The organism is Mesorhizobium tamadayense (assembly GCF_003863365.1).
In the GTDB taxonomy this organism is placed as follows: Bacteria; Pseudomonadota; Alphaproteobacteria; order Rhizobiales; family Rhizobiaceae; genus Mesorhizobium; species Mesorhizobium tamadayense.
Genome location: NZ_RQXT01000003.1, coordinates 131,495 through 151,324, shown reverse-complemented (window position 1 = coordinate 151,324; position 19,830 = coordinate 131,495). Strand labels below are relative to the sequence as shown.

Annotated in this window: 17 protein-coding genes and 1 riboswitch; of the genes, 7 read left to right on the top strand and 10 right to left on the bottom strand. The window is 63.0% G+C overall.

All coding sequences use genetic code 11. The annotated features are described in order from the left end of the window. Positions 1-9 precede the first annotated feature (9 nt). The 3 genes from EH240_RS03905 to EH240_RS40335 form a co-directional block, all read right to left on the bottom strand. Complete coding sequence (locus tag EH240_RS03905) at positions 10-1,302, bottom strand: hypothetical protein (protein ID WP_124996105.1); 1,293 nt, start codon at positions 1,300-1,302, stop codon at positions 10-12. A 47-nt stretch (positions 1,303-1,349) separates the two neighbouring features. Beyond that, entirely contained in the window at positions 1,350-2,396 is a 1,047-nt protein-coding gene (locus EH240_RS03900; RefSeq protein WP_124996104.1) for a hypothetical protein, read from the bottom strand. A gap of 973 nt (positions 2,397-3,369) precedes the next feature. Further along, positions 3,370-3,546 (bottom strand): sunset domain-containing protein, encoded by a 177-nt coding sequence (locus EH240_RS40335; RefSeq protein ID WP_483466603.1) that lies wholly within the window; start codon positions 3,544-3,546, stop codon positions 3,370-3,372. 96 nt (positions 3,547-3,642) lie between these two features. Between EH240_RS40335 and EH240_RS03895 the strand changes: the two genes are divergently transcribed. After that, positions 3,643-3,912 carry a hypothetical protein gene (locus tag EH240_RS03895; RefSeq protein WP_124996103.1) on the top strand — a complete coding sequence of 90 codons (270 nt, stop codon included), beginning with the start codon at positions 3,643-3,645 and terminating at the stop codon, positions 3,910-3,912. A 1,309-nt stretch (positions 3,913-5,221) separates the two neighbouring features. Here the strand turns inward: EH240_RS03895 and EH240_RS03890 are convergent. The 3 genes from EH240_RS03890 to EH240_RS03880 all read right to left on the bottom strand — a co-directional run bounded on the left by EH240_RS03890 (position 5,222) and on the right by EH240_RS03880 (position 7,527). Next, positions 5,222-5,695: a hypothetical protein gene (locus EH240_RS03890; RefSeq protein ID WP_124996102.1), complete on the bottom strand. Its 474-nt coding sequence runs from the start codon at positions 5,693-5,695 to the stop codon at positions 5,222-5,224. A 393-nt stretch (positions 5,696-6,088) separates the two neighbouring features. After that, positions 6,089-6,433 (bottom strand): protamine-2 (modular protein), encoded by a 345-nt coding sequence (locus EH240_RS03885; protein WP_124996101.1) that lies wholly within the window; start codon positions 6,431-6,433, stop codon positions 6,089-6,091. Positions 6,434-6,537: 104 nt separating this feature from the next. Then, positions 6,538-7,527, bottom strand: a complete 990-nt coding sequence (locus EH240_RS03880) for a LysR family transcriptional regulator (RefSeq protein WP_124996100.1) — start codon at positions 7,525-7,527, stop codon at positions 6,538-6,540. A 291-nt stretch (positions 7,528-7,818) separates the two neighbouring features. Here EH240_RS03880 and chvE point away from each other — a divergent pair, with 291 nt between their 5' ends. The 4 genes from chvE to araD1 all read left to right on the top strand — a co-directional run bounded on the left by chvE (position 7,819) and on the right by araD1 (position 13,096). Further along, positions 7,819-8,886, top strand: a complete 1,068-nt coding sequence (gene chvE / locus EH240_RS03875) for a multiple monosaccharide ABC transporter substrate-binding protein (protein WP_124996099.1) — start codon at positions 7,819-7,821, stop codon at positions 8,884-8,886. Positions 8,887-9,073: 187 nt separating this feature from the next. Continuing rightward, entirely contained in the window at positions 9,074-10,609 is a 1,536-nt protein-coding gene (gene mmsA, locus EH240_RS03870; protein ID WP_124996098.1) for a multiple monosaccharide ABC transporter ATP-binding protein, read from the top strand. After that, positions 10,606-11,898 (top strand): multiple monosaccharide ABC transporter permease, encoded by a 1,293-nt coding sequence (mmsB, locus tag EH240_RS03865; RefSeq protein WP_124996097.1) that lies wholly within the window; start codon positions 10,606-10,608, stop codon positions 11,896-11,898. The genes mmsA and mmsB overlap by 4 nt, the downstream gene beginning before the upstream one ends. A 208-nt stretch (positions 11,899-12,106) precedes the next feature. Further along, positions 12,107-13,096 carry an AraD1 family protein gene (araD1, locus tag EH240_RS03860; protein WP_124996096.1) on the top strand — a complete coding sequence of 330 codons (990 nt, stop codon included), beginning with the start codon at positions 12,107-12,109 and terminating at the stop codon, positions 13,094-13,096. 49 nt (positions 13,097-13,145) lie between these two features. Here the strand turns inward: araD1 and EH240_RS03855 are convergent, their stop codons facing one another. Next, positions 13,146-14,240, bottom strand: a complete 1,095-nt coding sequence (locus EH240_RS03855) for a 2'-deoxycytidine 5'-triphosphate deaminase (protein ID WP_124996095.1) — start codon at positions 14,238-14,240, stop codon at positions 13,146-13,148. A gap of 144 nt (positions 14,241-14,384) precedes the next feature. Further along, a riboswitch (SAM riboswitch) is annotated at positions 14,385-14,462 on the top strand. Between the two features lie 74 nt (positions 14,463-14,536). On the opposite strand from EH240_RS03855, the gene EH240_RS03850 reads away from it, so the two are divergent. Continuing rightward, positions 14,537-15,724 carry an O-succinylhomoserine sulfhydrylase gene (locus tag EH240_RS03850; protein WP_124996094.1) on the top strand — a complete coding sequence of 396 codons (1,188 nt, stop codon included), beginning with the start codon at positions 14,537-14,539 and terminating at the stop codon, positions 15,722-15,724. A 43-nt stretch (positions 15,725-15,767) separates the two neighbouring features. On the opposite strand, the gene EH240_RS03845 is transcribed toward EH240_RS03850, so the two are convergent. Then, positions 15,768-16,913: a ceramide glucosyltransferase gene (locus tag EH240_RS03845; RefSeq protein WP_124996093.1), complete on the bottom strand. Its 1,146-nt coding sequence runs from the start codon at positions 16,911-16,913 to the stop codon at positions 15,768-15,770. Positions 16,914-17,131: 218 nt separating this feature from the next. On the opposite strand from EH240_RS03845, the gene apaG reads away from it, so the two are divergent. After that, positions 17,132-17,524, top strand: coding sequence for a Co2+/Mg2+ efflux protein ApaG (gene apaG, locus EH240_RS03840; protein ID WP_124996092.1), 393 nt, complete (start codon positions 17,132-17,134; stop codon positions 17,522-17,524). A 215-nt stretch (positions 17,525-17,739) separates the two neighbouring features. Here apaG and EH240_RS03835 read toward each other — a convergent pair whose 3' ends face one another. Then, a complete protein-coding gene (locus EH240_RS03835) occupies positions 17,740-18,750 on the bottom strand; it encodes an Hsp33 family molecular chaperone (protein WP_124996091.1) in 1,011 nt (336 codons plus the stop codon). A gap of 162 nt (positions 18,751-18,912) precedes the next feature. Further along, a complete protein-coding gene (argF, locus tag EH240_RS03830) occupies positions 18,913-19,824 on the bottom strand; it encodes an ornithine carbamoyltransferase (protein ID WP_124996090.1) in 912 nt (303 codons plus the stop codon). Positions 19,825-19,830 lie beyond the last annotated feature (6 nt).

Here is a 19,830-nt window from a genome sequence, read left to right as displayed (position 1 = left end):
TTTAGTTCCTCATGCAACGAGTGCGGCTGGGGACGGTTGCGCAGTGGGCCGTCGGTTTGCCTGACGCTGGGCCAGGTTTCTAAAGACGAGCGCGGCAATGGCGTCCGGCTCTGCGCCGGCCTCCAGCGCGAAACGGCTGGCCGACACGAGAAAGCGGGGCGGCAGGTCGGGCATCCGTCCCGCCGCAATCAGGATTCCGCCTTGGCGGATGCGCGCTTCGTCGGCCCGGGTGAAAGGGATGGCGTCGGCCAGCGCATGCTGGCCCAGGCCGCGTCGCGGCTGGTAGGCGATTTCATCGACCACGGCCGGGATAACGCGAGGCACCGATGCGAGTAGGACTGGCGGCAGCCTGTGGCCGCGGGCCGGATTGTAGAGACCCCGCCAGACGCGTTCGGCCCGTCTCGCCTCGTCGGCGAAACCCATGCGGCGCAGCATCTGAGTCAGGATGAGAACACGGATCCAACCGGTCGGATGCGCCCCGCCGGGACGGTAGGTTAGCGCGCGGGCGCCCGGATGAGCGAGAAACTCCATCATGCCCCATACCGACGCCGTTCCGCCAAGCAGGAGCGCCGCGAGATCGGCAAAGATCTCCTTGTGCCAGCGGCGCAAGATCGTCACCACTAGGGGATCGAAGCGCATGCTGGCGAGCCGGTTGGCGACCGCTTGCGCGTTCTCCTGCCAGAGGCCCATATCCGCCTGCAGGTTGTGAGCAACTTCATGAAGGAAGACTGACTGCCAGGGATTGTCGCGATCCCACGGCACCCGGATCACCGGGAACGGATTGCTGTCGCCGAGCAGGCGGGCAAGTGCCACGCCGCGGCGCTGCGTGGCTGGAGAATAGCCATGTTCCAAATAGGTCAGCGGCTTCAGAAGCGGGCCGCTGAACACATCAGGCAGGGCCTGGCGGACGACTGCATAGCAATCGAGCGCGATCTCGTCATGCGCGGCGAGCGCCGGCGCGAATGCCGATCCGCGCTGCGACATGACTTCGAAGAACATCCCGAAAGTCCTACGCAGCCGATCGACGCTACGGTCGAGCATCGCCATTTGGGTAAGGGCATGTTGCGCCGTCGCCGGCGGCCAGCTGCGCTCGATCTCGACGATCCGCCTGTTGATGGCGTTGCCGATGGCGGCCAGCCGCTTGTTGGCGGCGTGGAAGTGAGCCCGGGACGGCGCGTAGGGCAGGTCTTCGGGACGAAGGCCGATGCGCCGGGGCGTCAAACGGTTCAGGCGCTGGGCGCGGGCCTTGAGGGCTCGCAGCTTGGTGTCCAGGAACCGCCTGGTCGAAGAACCCGTGCGCATCGCCGCGATCCTTCTTCTTGCAACGACTCTGCTTGCAAAAACGGCTGTTAGTTGGGCCGGATGGTGATGCTGACCGGGCCGCGGATCACGATCCGTCGCCTGTGCCCATGGCCTTGGCCGTATCCTCCGCCCGCCCAGCCGCCCAGGACACGCCCCGCGCCCAAGGTGCGCCCGGCCGCGCGCGCCAGGTTGCCTGCCGGGGCCATGCCGGCCCGAACAGCCGCCGCAGTGCGGCGCACGATCTGGCGCCCTCTTTGTAAGGGCAGAGTGAGTTGCCGGCGCAGGCCATGTCCGCGCGCCGCGACACGACGCGCGGTGCGCGCCAGCACCAGCGGCCGGACGGAGGCCGGTGTGCGGCGAGTGACGGCGGTGCGGCGAACGCTGTTGGCGATGCGAGGGAGCGCGCGGATCGCGGTCGGCCCGCCACGGTTCACAAGCTGGGTGGCGGCGCGCCGCACGGTGCGAATCGCCTGGACGCGCGCGGCAGCCGGCATACGTGCGGCTGCGGGGCCAAGCACCCGTCTCGTCGCAAGTCCTGCGACCAAGGGAATGGCGGCGCGATTGCGAACCGCGAGTTCCGCGAAAGCGTCGAGCGCCTCGTCTTCGGAAGCCTCGTCTGCCATTAACTGGCCAACGACATTGGCGACACCGCCGATAGCGGTGCCGACACCGGGAATGAGACTTGCGACGGGCGCGACGGCGCGTGCGATGCGGCCGATGGTTGGAGCGGCACGCCGGACGGTGCGAACGACGCCCCGAATGCCGCGGGCAATACGCCGGAAGAATTCGTCGCTGTCCTCTGCCGCAAGCGCATAGCTCATGGCTTGGTCCCAAGCGTCATCGTCAGATTCATCACCTTCGTCAAAGCTGTCACCTTCGTCGAACTCGTCGGCGGCATCGAATTCGTCGCCGGCGTCCATCTCGTCGAAGCCCGAAGCCTCGAATTCATCGCCTTCGTCGAACTCGTCGGCTTCGTCGGCAGCTTCGAAGCCATCGCCTTCGTCCATTTCGTCGAATTCGTCGAAGCTGTCGGCGGGACCTTCCGCTTCATCAAAGGCGAGGTCGTCGAACATCGATTCGTCATACCCGTCCATCTCGAGATCTCCTCTTGAGCGATCGGCCCTCAGGGGAAAAGGACCAAAGCGATAAACGCCAATAAGGATAGTCGTCTTCGAGATGACGGGTCACAAGTCGGCAGAAGCAGGTAGCTTAAAGATGGTCGCCAATCTAAACGACTGTTCAAACGAGAAAACTTCTGATCTACTAGCCGAATGCGTCTATATTTAATTAATTTGCGATGATACGCTCTAGCATTTCTGGCATCGAATTTCGAGGATCACGAGCAATGTAATGCCTCTTCTAGTTTTCCGTATCCCAGATCCGATCGATCAGCTATGCGAAAACTGACTTACCGACAGCAAGTGGCGGAAGTCCTCTGCCTCTGCGCGCTCAGCATTACATGCGATTACCAACTCGACCGTTCCCCCCTGGATTTGTGGTAGAGTTTGCACTTCGGTGCCCTTCGCGGGACAAAGAAATCGATCCAGGAAGATTAGTCCTTTCTCAGGTTGTTCGGCCATATCAACGGTGGAACCAGCTGATTTTAGGTAAGCCAGTAACTGGGCCGGAACTCGGTGATGGCGCGGTCTACTTGCTTGACGAAAGCCTCTCCGTCCGAAAGCAATGGCTTTCGCTAGCAGGTGACGTTTGAAAGATCATGAGGCCGTCCAGCTCTCTCAAGCCAGTCGAGGACAGTCTCATAGAGCACTTCGATATCCACGAATTGCCGCTCCTGTTGGCATAGTCCGGCGAGATACTGAGGGGCAAGAAGACGACCCGGAAGCTGCCCCACTTGCCAGACACTCGTCCTTCCTCTCCGCGCATTCGATATCGCCCAAGCTGTCGTGGCATAAAGGAAGCGTAGATTTTGTTTTCAACCGGGTAACAGACGCTAGCCGCGGGCTGGCAACCAGCTCCGCCCGAGCACCATCAGCTAAATCATCATTAGCGAGAATTTCGCCCGCACGACCGTGGCACTGCGCATTGCAGCGCCGGCACGTCCTGTCGTCATCGTTTCGATCGTCGCCAGCCCGCAGCTAGGGCTTCGTCTTCGGAGCGAAACCACCTTTCGCCTTTTGATTCCGAAATCCGGGTAATGCCGTAGAATTTCTGTCCCGACAGGTGATAGATACGCTCGCCTTCGGCCGAAATGTTTCCTTTGATCTTGCACCCACTGCTGTCCATGGCGAAGAGCGGCGCACTCGTCGACTGTCCGTCGTCACGATGTTCTGTTCGCCACTCCCATGGCACCTGGAAGGATCCTGACCAGATCCCGCTGCGATGAGCCTTGGCTATAGCCTGCTGATCTGCATAGGCGCCGTGGCTGCGGGCATCCGCTGCGCCCGCTGCAATGTCACGCGCTACTACAAGCCGCTCGAGTTGCGCGAGGTGATCGGCAACGTCACAATCGACGATGTGCGGGACAAGGTTCGCTGCCAGCAGTGCAAGAGCCGGGAGTGGATGAGCGCGCAGCTATTCCACCGACCGGGGAGCAGGCCCATACGATCCGCTTCCGGCGCCTGGTGCAGATCCGTTGGGAGAAGCGGGTGATCTGGCGCGATGAGTAAATGAATAGCGAGAGCGGCCCGGCAGGCTGGCGGGGTAGGCCAGCACGCGCCGGGCCTAACCGGCGGGGCTCGGAATCGAAACACGGCACCGGCTGAAGACAAATATACGCCCCTGCCTAAATGATCGGCACACACCCATAAGGGTGAGCTGGGAGTAGCCCGAAGCGCCGCTACGGTCTCGGTCCATCAAAATTTAACGGTCAGCCAAGCGCGTCAGTAGGCACGTGTGGTAACGGTTGATTCAACCATTGCTGGTATATAGCGAAGGCAGGTGGCGGCCCCGACAGAGGGCGGGGGTGCTGGGTCTGCCGGAGCCGCCTGCGCGGCAGTGGGCACTGACCCGCGCTGTTCCAGAATAGGACAGCGCGGGTCTACAATTAGTTAAAGCTAATAGACTGTTTTCGGCAGGCGCCTGCCCCTTTATGCTGTCCACCAGCGGTGCCTTCCGCTGCGGCCTGGCAAGGTGCGGCTGGACAGTCCAGGAACTTATCGACGCGCTAATGACGGTGGATTTTCACCGCAAGAGGACATAGCCGGCCACGCGGCCACCAGGAACTTTAGCGCTCTCTAAAGGTTCTCTCTGGGAAATCCTGAACACCCGGGTGGAATCTGTGGCCGAGTTGGCATTCGCTTTCGCATATTATTCAGGGCTGACCGGCCATGACATGGTGGGCGCCGTCGTATCATTAATCGCGGGCCTGCTTCTCTACAACGTTATGCGCGAGGACCGGCCGAACCGATAGGGCTCTGCCGCGCAGACCGGTGCCTGCAAACAGCCCTCGATCACCTTATCGACGAAGGCAGGAATCTCGCTCTCCCTCATTAACTTTAAGTCTTAGCCTTCCCTTTCGCAGTCGCCTTTTTCGCCGGCTTAGAGGTCGCCCAAAGGCACCGTCGCTTGCCGAAACGATTGCCCGAACTCGCTGAATTCCTAATGCCGCTAACTGCGATGGCGCGACGACAAGCACCTGGCGGCAACGAGATGGCTGGCGGCCCCGATTAACACCCACCGGGCGACTATGGATACTCAGCCGGTGAACAGCGACGGTCCCCAAAAGGGGCCGACCTAGTTTTACAGGGTCATTGATTTCATTGAGACTTTTCTGGTTAAGCGGATGCCCGTTTTACAGCTAAACAATTGAAATTGCTGAAATGAGCCCAGCTTCCCAAGCTGAACGCGCGGGTTCGATTCCCGCTACCCGCTCCAAGCCTCACCACAATGGCGCAGTCGCTACGACCAGGCAGCGCAGCCTTAGGCGACCGAAGGCCAACGCGATCGTTGCCGCTTACGGTCAGGCCAGCACCCCGCATAGGGGAAGGTGCTTTGCAACCTCGTCGGCCTCCATCCGCACGATGGTGTGCGACAGGCCGCCGTGCTCCTCGATCCACTGTCGCACCCAGTCGGGATATTGCGAGATCAGGTATTGCGCGGCGACCGTATTCTGCTGGCTACCGACGCCGTAGGGCAGATGGAAGCCGAAGGATGCGCGCGGCGTGATGCAAAGCTGCTCGGCGGGCAGAGACAAATAGAGCGTGCAAGCGCTATCGCACTCCCCATCGAATTCCACCAGTTCCTCGGCGGCGCGCAATTCGGCGACATGCAAGGCGAAGATCACGATCTGGCCGCCGGGGTTGCTGCGCACCGTTTCCGCATTCGCGGGCAGCGTCATCAGGACGGCGGCGAAGAACGCTACCGCCCTGGCTATCAGCCTCCGCTCAAACCGCGCGCGCGGCAGATCGGCGTGCATATTGTTGACCTCGCTCATCCGCGAGGACCAAGGCTAACATCAAGATGGTTAACAACAGGCAGCTTTGAAAACATCGAATATCCAGGTTCGCCCACTGCCCGACCCCTCTCAATATGAGGGCGACTGGAAAATCAAGCTGCCTTTTGACCGCACCCCGAACGGGCCACGGCGTTCACCGAAAGCGCGAAAAGAAGCGCGTGTCACTGGAAGCATGACGGGCTCGGGCCGTCGAAGAGGATAGCCGCGCGATTTATGGCGAAACGGAAGCCGGCCACCTTGCGGCGGCCGGCTTCCGGGCTGGTTGAGCAATTCCAGGAAAGGCGCGCAGCGATTTTCCGTCCGGAATTGCGTAAAAACAAACTATTGAGAGCAGGTCAGCGTTTCTTACCGGAAGCTGAACCGCCATGACCTCTAAAGCCAGAAGCTGATCCAGACGCGACGCCGCCAGCAGCGGACATGACGCCGACCATAGCGCCAATAGCGGCGGCAGACCCTTCTCCAAACGCGCCGGCGGCGGCGACGGCGGTAGTGCCGATCGCGGTAGTAGCGGCGGCGGCGGTAGTAGTATTGCGCCGGCTGCACCAGATCGGCCTGGTCATCTTCCTCGTAGATGGTCGGATCCGGCTTGTCGAGCTCATCCAGAATCCCGTTGCCATTTGGGATGCCGGCAACCGCCTTGCTCGGCCCCGCCAGGCTTGTAAACGCTGCCGCCCCCGCAACGCCAAGCATTCCAGTCAGAAACAACCGACGTTCCATCGAGACCTCCCGAACTGTTCAGCATCAGCGGCTCTTCTCTCGCCCGCAACAGGTTCCAGTGAGCAGCCGATCGGTTTGAACGTGCAAGTAGCAGTCTCGTTCCATCACCCCACTTCGCGCAGAATGAAGTCGTGCAGCATCTTGGCGGCGGGCGAGAGCGCGCGGTTCTTGACCGTGATCAGGCTGTAAGGCCGGACCTCGATGTCGAACTCGGTCTGCACGACATCGATCGCTCCGGACAGCCCGTCGGCGCTCTGTATGAACTTGGCGACCTGGACCGAAACAGGGGCGATGGCGTCGGATTGCGCCACCATCACCAGCGTCAGCAGCAGCGAAGAGGTGTTGAGGATGCGGTCGGGAAGCGGGATGTTGCGGTTCAGGAAGTTGCTTTCCATCGCCTGGCGCAGCGGCGAGCCGCCGGACTGGAAGACCCAGTCATAGGCCGCCGTCTCCTCCAGCGCGACCATCTTGCCGCTGGCAAGCGGATGGCCGCGGCGCACGATCAGGCAGGCCTTCTCGATGCCGATGACGCGCGATTCGAACAGCCGCGGATTGAGGTCGTCCGGAATGCGCGCGATGATGAAGTCGTGGCGGGAAGCGATCAGCTCGCGGGCGAGGACGTTCGACGTCTCGACCTGCATGGTGATCTCGATGCGCGGGTAGACGCGGCGGATCTCGCGGATCGCAGGCACCGCGAGTTCGATCGCCGGCGCCGTCACGGCGCCCAAAAACACCGAGCCGCCCTTGCCCGCCTTGAGCTCCGAAATCTCGCGGTCGGCCTCGCGCATTTCGAGCAGGATGGAGCGGGCGCGCCTGGCGAGCGCCTCGCCGTAAGGGGTCAGCGTTATGCCGCGCGGGAGCCGCTCGCACAACTTCACGGCGAGCACCGCCTCCATCTCGGCAATCATGCGCGAGGCGGCGGGCTGGGAGATGTTCATGACCTGGGCCGCGGCGCTCACCCGTCCGTGATCGTCAAGGGCGGCGATCATGCGCATATGACGCAAGCTCAGGCCGCTGCGCAGAAGCGTCTCCCCTTCTCCCGGCGGCTTCTCGTAACTTGCTGAAATCGCGTCAGGATCGCGCAATGCCGCCATGGTTTTCCGGTCGCTCCGCTACTTTTCTGTCGATCGCTAAACCATACCGGTTTCGGTATAGCAATGACCAAAGATCGCATTTGACAGTTATGTCAAAGGAACCCACCCTTCGCGCGTTCCGAGGCGCAAGGATCGGTGACGAGCAAAATCGTACCGATAAAAATGGCGCCGCGGGACCGATTGGGAGGATACCGGAGATCGATAAGCCGACAGCGGCGCGCCAGCGCTTCTGTTCGACTGCGCGGCCCGCGAAGCCCCGAGGTGTCGCGTCCATCAACCAGGGAGAGTAATGTGAAGATCATCAAGACACTGGCCGCCGTGGCGGCCCTTGGCATCGCAGCCATGGCGCTGCCTGCGCATGCAGGCGAAGGCCTGGTCGGCGTGCTCATGCCGACCAAGACCTCGCAGCGCTGGATCAACGACGGCGACGCCGTCAAGTCCCAGCTCGAAGCGCTGGGCTACACGGTCGACCTGCAATATGCGCAGGACGACATCCCGAACCAGCTCAGCCAGCTGGAAAACGAAATCACCAAGGGCCCGAAGGCGCTGATCATCGCGTCGATCGACGGCACCACCATGGGCGATGCGCTGCAGAAGGCCAACGATGCAGGCGTCGTCACCATCGCCTATGATCGCCTGATCAAGAAGACCCCGAATGTCGACTACTACACCACCTTCGACAATTTCGGCGTCGGCGTCATCCAGGCGAATTCCCTGGTCAAAGGCCTCAAGGAGCGCTTCCCGAACACCAAGCCGTGGAACGTCGAACTGTTCGGCGGCTCGCCCGACGACAACAACGCCTTCTTCTTCTACAACGGCGCGATGTCGGTTCTGCAGCCGTTGATCGACGACGGCTCGATCAAGATCAAGTCCGGCCAGATGGGCATGGACAAGGTCGGCACGCTGCGCTGGCTCGCCGCCACCGCCCAGGCCCGCATGGACAACCTGCTCTCGGCCAACTACTCGGACGGCAGCCGCGTCGATGGCGTTCTGTCACCCTATGACGGCCTGTCGCGCGGCATCACCGCCTCGCTGCGCGCCGTCGGTTACGGCACCGACGCTCAGCCTTGGCCGATCGTGACCGGCCAGGACGCCGAGACCGCCTCGGTCAAGCTGATCATCTCGGGCGAGCAGTATTCGACGGTGTTCAAGGACACCCGTGAACTGGCCAAGGCCACCGTGCAGCTGGTCGATAAGGTGCTCTCCGGCGGCAAGCCCGACGGCCTCGACACCAAGACCTACAACAACGACGTCAAGGTCGTTCCCTCGATCCTGTTGACGCCGCATGACGTCGACAAGTCGAACTACCAGGCGCTGGTCGTCGACTCCGGCTACATCAAGGCCGACGAGCTGAAGTAATCCAGCCTCAAAGGAGGGGTCCTGCGTGACGCAGGGCCCCTTTTCGTTCAGAAGCGAGCCCGGTATTGTTTTTTGCCGGCTTCTGCAGCGCATGCGCCGTCGCGGCGTGGACAAGACTGCAGTATGTTGATTTCGCGCATGACGCTTTCCCGAAATGGAAGGCATGCGCCAGGGAGCGGAATTCCTGATGACCTCGACGATTTTGGAGATGCGCGACATCACCAAGACGTTCCCCGGCGTGAAGGCGCTGTCGAACGTCAACCTCAGCGTCGAGGAGGGAGAAATCCATGCCGTCGTCGGCGAGAACGGCGCTGGCAAATCGACGCTGATGAAGGTGCTGTCGGGTGTCTATCCGTCCGGCACCTATGAAGGCGAGATCGTCTTTCGCGGTCAGGAATGCCACTTCAAGGGCATCCATGACAGCGAGCGTATCGGCATCGTCATCATCCACCAGGAGCTTGCCCTGGTGCCGATGCTGTCGATCGCGGAAAACATCTTCCTCGGCAACGAGCACGCCACCTATGGCGTCATCGACTGGAACGCCAACGAGAAGCGCACCAAGGCCCTGCTCGACAAAGTCGGTCTCAAGGAAGACCCCAAGACGCTGATCACCAATATCGGCGTCGGCAAGCAGCAGCTGGTCGAGATCGCCAAGGCGCTCAGCAAGGAAGTGAAGCTCCTGATCCTCGACGAGCCGACCGCCTCGCTCAGCGAGAAGGACAGCCAGGCGCTGCTCGATCTCCTGCTCGAGTTCAAGCGGCAGGGCATGACCTCGATCCTGATCTCGCACAAGCTCAACGAGGTGAACCGCGTCGCCGACAAGGTGACGGTGATCCGCGACGGGCGCACCATCGAGACCTTGCCCAGGAAAGACATCAGCGAAGACCGCATCATCACCTCGATGGTCGGCCGCCCGCTCGACGACCGCTATCCGCCGCGCGAGCCGCAGATCGGCGACGTTATTTTCGAAGTGAAAAACTGGTCGGTGTACCATCCGATCCATGCCGAACGGCAAGTGATCAAGAACATCAGCCTCAATGTGCGCAAGGGCGAAGTGGTCGGCATCGCCGGGCTGATGGGTGCCGGCCGAACCGAATTCGCGATGAGCCTGTTCGGCCACTCCTACGGCCGGCACATCACCGGTGAGGTTTTGCTCGAAGGCAAGCCGATCGACCTGTCGTCGGTGAGTAAGGCGGTGGAGAACCGCATCGCCTATGTCACCGAGGACCGCAAGACCTACGGCCTCAACCTCATCGACCACATCAAGCACAACGTGACACTGGCCAACCTGGGAGGTGTTTCCAGCCGCGGCGTCATCGACGACATGCACGAGATGCGCGTCGCCAACGACTATCTCAAGAAGACCAATATCCGCGCATCCAGCGTCTATCAGCTGACCGGCAATCTTTCGGGCGGCAACCAGCAGAAGGTGGTGCTGTCGAAATGGCTGTTCGCCGACCCGGAATTGCTGATCCTCGACGAACCGACGCGCGGCATTGACGTCGGCGCCAAGTACGAAATCTATACGATCATCGCCCGCCTCGCCGCCGAGGGTAAGGCGATCATCGTCATCTCGTCGGAAATGCCGGAGCTGCTCGGCATCACCGACCGTATCTATGTCATGAACGAAGGGCGTATCGTCGGCGAAATGGCGGCAAGCGACGCCAGCCAGGAAAAAATCATGCGCGCCATCGTTCGCGGAGAAGGAAAAAAAGCATCATGAGCACAGATAGCGCTCCCGCGCCGCAGAGCGGCGTCGCCGAGGACGTCAAGCAGGGTCCGCGCATCGCCGTCTCGGCGCTGACGACGAACCTGCGCGAATACGGCCTGATCATCGCGCTGATCGTCATCATGCTGTTCTTCCAGTACACGACGTCGGGAACGCTGTTCAAGCCGGTCAACCTCAGCAACCTGGTGCAGCAGAACTCGTTCATCATCGTGATGGCGCTTGGCATGCTGCTGGTGATCGTCTCCGGCTACATCGATCTCAGCGTCGGATCGGTCGCCGGCTTCATAGGCGCTCTTGCCGCAATGATGATGGTCATCTGGCCGCTCGGGATATTCAGCAATCCGCTCGTGGTCTCGATCGTGTGCCTTGTCGTGGGCGCCCTTATCGGCGCGGCGCAAGGCTATTGGATCGCCTATCACCGGATACCGAGCTTCATCGTGACACTGGCGGGCATGCTGATCTTCCGCGGCATCTGCCAGGCGCTGCTTGGCGGCGGCTCCTCGGTCGGCCCGCTTCCCAGCAGCTTCAAGCAGTTGAGCTCCGGCTTCATCCCGGACGTCATCGGCCCGCTGACGCTGATCCCGCCGACGGTGAATGCCGCCGGCAAGACCATCGTCGGCAGCGGCCTGACGCTGCATATGACGACGGTGGTGCTGGGCGTGTTCGCGGTGGTCGCCTATGCCTATTTCGGGCTGAGGGCGCGGCGCAAGCGCGAGCGCCACGGCTATGAGGCCGAGCCCTTTGCGCTGTTCGTCGTCAAGACGCTGGTGGGCAGCGCGCTGGCGCTGTTCCTGGTCTTCCAGTTCGCAAGCTACAGGGGCCTGCCGGTGGTGCTCATGGTGATGGGCGTACTGATCTCGCTGTTCGTCTTCGTCACCAAGCGCATGACCATTGGTCGCCGCATCTATGCGATGGGCGGCAACGCCAAGGCGGCGCAGCTATCGGGCATCAACACCGAAAGGCTGACGCTTCTGGTGTTCATCAACATGGGCGTGCTGTCGGCGCTCGGCGGCCTGATCATCGCGGCGCGCCTCGGCCAGGCCGTGCCGGCGGCCGGCCTCGGCAGCGAGCTCGACGTGATCGCCGCCGTCTTCATCGGCGGCGCCTCGGCGATGGGCGGCGTCGGACAGGTCATCGGCGCCGTAGTCGGCGGCTTCATCATGGGCGTGATGAACAACGGCATGTCGATCATGGGCGTCAATGTCGACTGGCAGCAGGTGGTCAAGGGCCTGGTGCTGCTCGGCGCGGTCATCTTCGACGTCTACAACAAGAACAAGGCTTAAGGGCCAACGGCAAGGACTAAGGAAGCATACGGGTTCTAGATCGCGGAGCTGCCGGCAACCCGTCGGCGCGAAGAAGTCCCGGAAGGACCAGGCTCGCGAGCGCAATCCGGAGGAAGAGTTTCAACCGTGGCACGGATCGGTTCCGGGCCGCGCCGGTCAAGGTTCGCCATCGGCAGCCGGGCCAAGGAAAAAGAGAGAGGGTTTCATCATGCTGATTTCCCAGATCCTCGACGACGCCGAGACGATCCGCGTCGTTGCCCGCAGCGGCGGCAAGACCCGGATCATCAACGGCGCGCGCAGCGTCTATTCGCTGGCGATGGAGGCAGCCCGCACCGGCACCGGCCTCGAAGCGCTGATCGAGCGCAAGGGCTATGGCGAGACGGTCGATCTCGACGCCGCCTACAAGAAGGGTCGCCTGGTGTCGCCGATCAACCATCCGGACCCGGCGCATCTGCACCTCACCGGCACGGGACTTACGCATCTCGGCTCCGCCGCGACGCGCGATTCCATGCACAAGAAGCTGAGCGACGGCGAAGAGCAGCTCACCGATTCCATGAAGATGTTCCGCATGGGGCTGGAAGGCGGCAAGCCGGCAAGGGGCCAGGTCGGCGTGCAGCCCGAATGGTTCTACAAGGGCAACGGCACCATGGCCGTGGCGCCCGGCGCTGCGCTGATGTCGCCCGCCTTCGCGCAGGACGCCGGCGAGGAGCCGGAGATCGCCGGCATCTATGTCATCGGCGACGACGGCGCGCCGTTCCGCGTCGGCTTCACGCTGTCGAACGAGTTTTCCGATCATGTGACCGAGCGAGTGAACTACTTGTTCCTCGCCCATTCCAAGCTGCGCAACGCCTCCTTCGGGCCGGAGATCCTGATCGGCGACCTGCCTGCCGACGTCAGGGGCTCATCGCGTATCTATCGCGACGGCAAGGTGCTTTGGGAAAAGCCGTTCCTGTCGGGCGAAGCGAACATGTCGCATACCATCGCCAATCTCGAGCACCACCACTTCAAATATTCGGCCTTCCGCCAGCCGGGCGACGTGCATGTGCACATGTTCGGCACAGCAACACTTTCCTTCGCCGACGGCATCAGGACCGAGGCGGGCGATACCTTCGAGATAGAAGCCAAGGATTTCGGCCTGCCGCTGCGCAATCCGCTGGAGATCGAAACGCCGGTGAAGGTGGCGGTGAAGGCGCTGTGAGACGAGCAATGAATGTGTGATCTTCTCCCTTGTGGGGAAGATTGGCAGCTCAACGCGCGGCGCGGAAATGCTTGGAGAGCTTCAGCCCCTGCGCCTGGTAGTTCGAGCCGAGGTCGATGCCGTAGAGCGCCTGCGGCCGCTTCAGCATATGCTCGTAGACGAGGCGGCCGACGATCTGGCCGTGGTCGAGGATGAACGGCACCTCGTGGCTGCGCACCTCGAGCACGGCCCGGCTGCCGCTGCCGCCGGCGGCTGAATGGCCGAAGCCGGGGTCGAAGAAGCCGGCATAGTGGACACGGAACTCGCCGACCAGCGGGTCGAAGGGCGTCATCTCGGCGGCATAGAGCGGCGGCACATGCACGGCTTCGCGAGAGACCAGGATGTAGAACTCGTCCGGGTCGAGCACCAGCTCGCCGGCGCCGCTCTTGTAGATCGGCTCCCAGAAGTCGACGACGTCCTGCGCGGCGCGCTTGTCGACGTCGACGAGACCGGTGTGGTGCTTGCCGCGATAGCCGACCAGGCCGTCCTTGTCGCCGTCGAGATCGATGGAGAGGGCTATGCCGCCGCCGGAAATGTTGGGCGGCTCGGTGGCGACCAGCATCTCGGCGCGGTGGAGGTCGCGCAATTCGCTCTCCGACAGAAGCGCGTTGCCGGTGCGGAAGCGTATCTGCGACAGGCGCGAGCCGGCGCGCACGACGATCGGGAAGGTGCGCGGGCTGACCTCGAGGTAGAGCGGGCCATGATAGCCTGCGGCGATTTTGTCGAACTCGTGGCCACGGTCGGTCATGACGCGCGTGAAAATGTCCAGCCGCCCGGTCGAGCTCTTCGGATTGGCCGAAGCCGACACTTTCGCCGGCAGCGCCAGGCTTTCGAGCAGCGGCACGATGTAGACGCAACCCGTCTCCAGCACGGCGCCCTCGGCGAGGCTGAACTCGTGCAGCTTCAGCCGGTCGAGCTTGTCGGCCACCTGATGATCGGGGCCGGGCAGGAAGGAGGCGCGCACGCGGAAGGCCGTGTCGCCCAGCCTGAGATCAAGGCTGGCCGGCTGGATCTGGTTGGTGTCGAGCGCGCGCGGCGACTTCAGCGCGCCCGCCTCAAACAGCGCCGCGATGTCCTGATCCGGAAGAATGCCTGTCTGCCGCAAGGTCTGGCTCCGCTCGAAGGCCGGGCAAGCGCGTGGTTCTAGCAGGCTCCTGCCGCAAAACAATAAACGGTTCGCGGTACCTGCCTGGTACAAACCTCTTAATCAAGCCGGCAATTGACGCAAGCGCGGGCGAGGTCTAAAGGGTCGTTATCCCGTGGTGATTTGGCCGGTCGGCTTGCAGCCACGTTAAACAAGTCGCTAAAGGACCGCTGGCCGCAAGGCCGTATGGGACCGGTTGCGACATCGCGGCCGGTTTTTTTGTGTTTGGACTGTTCTTTGCGAGTGGAATTAGGGCGATGACCAAGACGCGCAACTGGAAGGCTCAGACGGCACTCGTGCATAGCGGGACACTGCGTTCCGGCTTCGGCGAGACCGCCGAGGCGATGTATCTCACCCAAGGCTATGTCTACGAGACGGCCCAGGCCGCGGAAGCCCGCTTCAAGGGCGAGGAACCGGGCTTCATCTATTCGCGCTACGCCAACCCGACGGTGGATATGTTCGAGAAGCGCATGTGCGCGCTGGAAGGCGCGGAAGATGCCCGCGCCACCGCTTCCGGCATGGCGGCCGTCAGCGCCGCACTGCTCTGCAGCGTCAAGGCCGGCGACCATATTATTGCTGCGCGCGCTCTGTTCGGTTCCTGCCGCTGGGTGGTCGAGACACTGGCGCCGCGCTACGGCATCGAGGCGACGCTGGTCGACGGCACCGACATCGCCAATTGGGAAAAGGCGGTCAAGCCCAACACCAAGCTGTTCTTCCTGGAAAGCCCGACCAATCCGACACTCGAAGTGGTCGACATCGCCGCGGTCGCCGCGCTCGCCAATTCGATCGGCGCCAGGCTGATCGTCGACAATGTCTTCGCCACGCCCCTGCAGCAGAAGCCGTTACAGCTCGGCGCCCACATCGTGGTCTACTCGGCGACCAAGCATATCGACGGACAGGGGCGCTGTCTTGGCGGCGTCATCCTGTCGGACAAGAAGTGGATCGACGAGAACCTGCACGACTACTTCCGCCATACAGGCCCTAGCCTGTCGCCCTTCAATGCCTGGACGCTGCTGAAAGGCCTGGAGACGCTGCCGCTGCGCGTGCGCCAGCAGACGGAAAGCGCCGGCAAGATCGCAGATTTCCTCGCCGGCAGGCCGGAGATCGCCCGCGTCATCTATCCGGGGCGGGCCGACCATCCCCAGGCCGATATCGTCAAAAAGCAGATGTCGGGCGGCTCGACGCTGATCTGCCTCGACGTCAAGGGCGGCAAGCAAGCGGCCTTCGCCTTGCAGAACGCGCTCGACATCGTGCTGATCTCCAACAATCTCGGCGACGCCAAGAGCCTGATCACGCATCCGGCGACGACGACGCACAAGAACCTGAGCGACGAGGCGCGTGCCGAGCTCGGCATCGGGCCAGGCACGCTGCGGCTATCGGTGGGGCTTGAGGACGCGGACGACCTGCTGGCCGACGTCGAGCAGGCGCTGACGGCGGCGAAGTAACGGCCTGCGACGGCAGCAAAGAGCGTGCTTGAGCCGCTCCGGCTCAGGCGATCTCTTCGAGCTCGGTCATTGCTTTGGTGCGGATGGTCATAGCGTTGCCGCGCCATTCGACGGCGCCACCCAACCAGCCGCGCGCCCAGATAGCGGGAAGCATGAAGTCACGCACGATCATCGCCGTGACGCTGCGCGGCGACAGGTACCAGCCCTTGGACCAGGCGAGCAGGCATTCCGGCACATAGGCGATCGCCAGCACGCAAAGCGCAGTCGTAGGCTGGCTGACGTCGGCGCTTGCCGCCGCGATCAGCGCCAGAAGCAGCGACATGACCACACCGGTCAGGATCTCGGGGGCGAAGAACAGCGGGAAGGTGACGCGGCGCAGCCGCGCCCAGCGCGCCTGGCGCGACCAGACTTCGGCGAGCGTGCGCTGGCCGAGCGGCTGCTCGAAGGGCGAGGCGACAAGATTGACGCGCAGTCCCAGGCTGTTGACCAACTTGGTGGCCGCCGCATCCTCGGCGATCTCGGCGGCTAAAGCCTGGATGCCGCCATTTGCATCGAGCATCGGCTTGTTCCAGAGCATGCTCTTGCCCTGCGCGAAGCCAAGGCCGAGCGCTTCGCCGGCATATTGCCAGCGCGCCTGCAGCGTGTTGAGGAAGGCGCATTCGACTTCGGCCCAGAAACCATCCGGCCGCGAGCCGATCGGTGTCGAGCAGACGAGGCCGGTATCCGGCCGCCAGACCGCAATCAGATGCTGGACATAGTCCTTGGGCATCAGCACGTTGGAATCGGCGAGGACCACCCATTCGTGCCGGGCCGCCTGCCAGCCCTTGACGCAGTTGTTGAGCTTGGGATTGGCGCTGATCCTGTCGTCGCCGACCAGCAGCCGCGCCGGAACCTTGGGAAAGCGCGCGATCGCGGCATCGATGAGCTTGACCACAGGGTCTTCGGCATGGGCGACGCAGAAGATCAGCTCATAGCGCGGCCAGTCGAGCGAGAAGGCGCGGTTGAGCGTTTCCTCGGTGAATGGCTCGACGCCGCGCGACGGCACGACGATCGAGACCGGCGGCCGCTTGCTTCCCGGTGGAGGGATGACGCGCCGCGGTTTCAGGCGCGACGATGCGAGCAGAATGCCGGCGAGATTGGAAAGAAGAAGGGCTGACGAAGCGAAGGCGGCTGCGATAGTGAGTTCCATCGATTCTGGTCACTCCGGAAAAGCCGCCCTACAGCCGTTTCATCAGTCGATAGAGCGTCCGAGTCGCCCGCACGGTTGTGCACACCAACCATTGTCACGTGTCACTTAAATGACATTGTTTTTCGGCAGGTGCGCGTTGAGGACGGCAGAACGGACCATATTTCGTGTAACAACCGCGACGCGCGACAAATGTTTCGCCGCGACAACCGGAGTGACCCATGTATCGCGCCGTCACGCGCAACATCGAAGTGCAGGTCAGGCCGTTCTATCTGGAGGATCGTTCCGATCCGTCCGAGAACCGCTATGTATGGGGCTACCAGGTGACGATCGACAACCGGTCGGACGAGTTCGTGCAGCTTCTGTCGCGCTACTGGCACATCACCGACGGGCGCGGCCGCGTGGAGGAGGTGCGCGGCGCGGGCGTCGTCGGCGACCAGCCGGAACTCAATCCCGGCGACAGCTATCAGTACACCTCTGGATGCCCGCTCTCGACGCCTTCCGGCATCATGGTCGGCCACTATACGATGCGCAACGGTCGCGGCGAGACGTTCGACGTCGCCATCCCCGCCTTCTCCCTCGACATGCCGGGAACGAGGCGGACCGTGAACTAGGCGAAACCGTCGGCGCAAGCGCCTTTTCTCCCCGTCACTATACGGGGAGAAATGCCCGGCAGGGCAATGAGGGGCGGCGCCGGACTCGTGAGGTTGTCTTTCAGGCATATAACGGCATCTAAGTGAAATGCGCCAGACGTTGGCGCCGCCCCTCATCCGCCTACCGGCACCTTCTCCCCGTGAAACGTCCGTGAAACGGGGAGAAGGAAAGCATCTCACTCGGCCGCCGCGAACTCGGCCGGATCGAAGTCGTACTGCGCCGAGCAGAACTCGCAGGCGACGTGGATGCCGCCGTCCTCGGTGCTTTGCTGGATCTCCTCGGCCGAAAAGCCTTCGAGGATACCGCGGATCTTCTCGCGGGAGCAGGAGCACTGGTCGGCGACGGGCACGCTGCGGAAGACGCGCACGCCGTGTTCGTGGAACAGCCGGTAGAGCAGCCGCTCGGCGCCAACCGTCGGATCGATCAGTTCGGTCGGCTCGATGGTGCCGAGCAGCGCCATCAATTCCTTCCAGGAATTGTCGGACGGCTCGTGCGCCACGTCTCGGGGATCTCCGTCGCCGCCCGAAATGTCGGGCACGCGCATGCGCTCCGACGCCTGCGGGAGGAACTGCGCCAGGATGCCGCCGGCGCGCCACTGCTCGCGAGCCCCGCCGGGACCCGGCGTGACCAGCTTGGCGACCGACATCCTGAGATCGGTCGGGATCTGCTCCGACTGGCGGAAATAGGTGCGCGCGGCGTCTTCCAGCGACGTGCCGTCGAGCTGGACGATGCCCTGATAACGCTGTGTGTGCGCACCCTGATCGATGGTCAGCGCCAGAACGCCGGTGCCGAGCAGCTTCTGCTGCGAGGTTTCGCCCGAGGCAGCCAGCGCCTGCAGACGCTCGGCGTCGAAGCGCGCATAGGCGCGTAGCGCATGCGGCGTCGTGAAGTCCGCCACCAGCATGTCGACCGGCCCGTCGGTGCGGGTCTGCAGGATGAACTTGCCCTCGAATTTCAGCGACGTGCCGAGCAGCACGGTGAGCACGCAGGCTTCCGCCAGCAGGCGCGCGACCGGCTCGGGATAGTCGTGGCGGCTGAGGATGGCGTCGAGCATCGACCCGAGCTGCACCGTGCGGCCGCGCACGTCCAAGGGCGCCACTTCGTAAGGCACGACATGGTCGTCGCCGGCGAAGCCGAATTCGCCGAGTTTGGGTTGATGTTCAGCCAATTGACGGGTTTCCAACATGAAAAAGCTCCAGGGCGCGGCCGTGCCGCCCGGTGGGCCGCAGGCGTCGAAGCGCGTTCGATTTGCGTGATGGCCCGCAAATAGGCATCACGTCGCCCTGGATCAAGCTGGCCTGGATCAAGTTGGCTCGGGTCAAGTCAGGCCAGATCAAGGCGGGCCCGATCAAGCGCCCAGGCACCAGGCCAGCACCGCCTTCTGGGCGTGTAGCCGGTTCTCGGCCTCGTCGAACACCACCGAATGGGGTCCGTCGATCACCTCGTCGGTGACCTCCTCGCCGCGATGCGCCGGCAGGCAGTGCATGAAGAGCGCGTCGGATTTCGCCCTGGCCATCAGCGCGGCGTTGACCTGGTAAGGCAGGAAGACGTTGTGGCCGCGGGCGCGATGCTCCTGGCCCATCGACACCCAGCTGTCGGTGACGACGCAATCCACCTGGTCGACGGCCTCTTCGGCCGAGCGGGCAAATCTGACCTTGCCGCCATTGGCCTTCGACCAGTCGACATATTTCGCGAACGGCTCGCTGCCTTCCGGCACCGCGACATTGAGGTTGAAGCGGAACCGCGCCGATGCTTCCAAAAGCGAGTGCAGCACGTTGTTGCCGTCGCCTGTCCAGGCGAAGGTCTTGCCGGCCACCGGACCGCGATGCTCCTCGAAGGTCATGATGTCGGCCATCAGCTGGCAGGGATGGGTATCATCGGTCAGCCCGTTGATCACCGGCACGGTGGCGTTCTGGGTCAGCTCCAGCAGCCGGTCATGCGAGGTGGTGCGGATCATGATGGCGTCGACATAGCGCGACAGCACCTTGGCGGTGTCGGCGATGGTTTCGGAACGGCCGAGCTGCATCTCGGTGCCGGTCAGCATGATGGTCTCGCCGCCGAGCTGGCGCATGCCGACGTCGAAGGAAACGCGCGTGCGCGTCGAGGGCTTGTCGAATATCATCGCCAGCACCTTGCCTTCGAGCGGCTTCGAGCGCTCGCCGGCCTTGAGCCTGGTCTTTCGCGCCACGGCATCGTCCAGCATGACGCGCAGATCGCCTGCGGAAACGGCGGACAGGTCGGTGAAGTGACGAACGCTCATCGGCAA

What these genes read in the sequence shown, in the direction of transcription:
- EH240_RS03835 (WP_124996091.1), bottom strand. Translation starts at nt 18,750, where the DNA reads ATGTTGGAAACCCGTCAATTGGCTGAACATCAACCCAAACTCGGCGAA.
- EH240_RS40335 (WP_483466603.1), bottom strand. Translation starts at nt 3,546, where the DNA reads ATGGACAGCAGTGGGTGCAAGATCAAAGGAAACATTTCGGCCGAAGGC.
- EH240_RS03905 (WP_124996105.1), bottom strand. Translation starts at nt 1,302, where the DNA reads ATGCGCACGGGTTCTTCGACCAGGCGGTTCCTGGACACCAAGCTGCGA.
- EH240_RS03900 (WP_124996104.1), bottom strand. Translation starts at nt 2,396, where the DNA reads ATGGACGGGTATGACGAATCGATGTTCGACGACCTCGCCTTTGATGAA.
- apaG (WP_124996092.1), top strand. Translation starts at nt 17,132, where the DNA reads ATGTATCGCGCCGTCACGCGCAACATCGAAGTGCAGGTCAGGCCGTTC.
- EH240_RS03885 (WP_124996101.1), bottom strand. Translation starts at nt 6,433, where the DNA reads ATGGAACGTCGGTTGTTTCTGACTGGAATGCTTGGCGTTGCGGGGGCG.
- argF (WP_124996090.1), bottom strand. Translation starts at nt 19,824, where the DNA reads ATGAGCGTTCGTCACTTCACCGACCTGTCCGCCGTTTCCGCAGGCGAT.
- EH240_RS03890 (WP_124996102.1), bottom strand. Translation starts at nt 5,695, where the DNA reads ATGAGCGAGGTCAACAATATGCACGCCGATCTGCCGCGCGCGCGGTTT.
- EH240_RS03895 (WP_124996103.1), top strand. Translation starts at nt 3,643, where the DNA reads ATGAGCCTTGGCTATAGCCTGCTGATCTGCATAGGCGCCGTGGCTGCG.
- EH240_RS03850 (WP_124996094.1), top strand. Translation starts at nt 14,537, where the DNA reads ATGACCAAGACGCGCAACTGGAAGGCTCAGACGGCACTCGTGCATAGC.
- EH240_RS03845 (WP_124996093.1), bottom strand. Translation starts at nt 16,913, where the DNA reads ATGGAACTCACTATCGCAGCCGCCTTCGCTTCGTCAGCCCTTCTTCTT.
- mmsA (WP_124996098.1), top strand. Translation starts at nt 9,074, where the DNA reads ATGACCTCGACGATTTTGGAGATGCGCGACATCACCAAGACGTTCCCC.
- EH240_RS03880 (WP_124996100.1), bottom strand. Translation starts at nt 7,527, where the DNA reads ATGGCGGCATTGCGCGATCCTGACGCGATTTCAGCAAGTTACGAGAAG.
- araD1 (WP_124996096.1), top strand. Translation starts at nt 12,107, where the DNA reads ATGCTGATTTCCCAGATCCTCGACGACGCCGAGACGATCCGCGTCGTT.
- mmsB (WP_124996097.1), top strand. Translation starts at nt 10,606, where the DNA reads ATGAGCACAGATAGCGCTCCCGCGCCGCAGAGCGGCGTCGCCGAGGAC.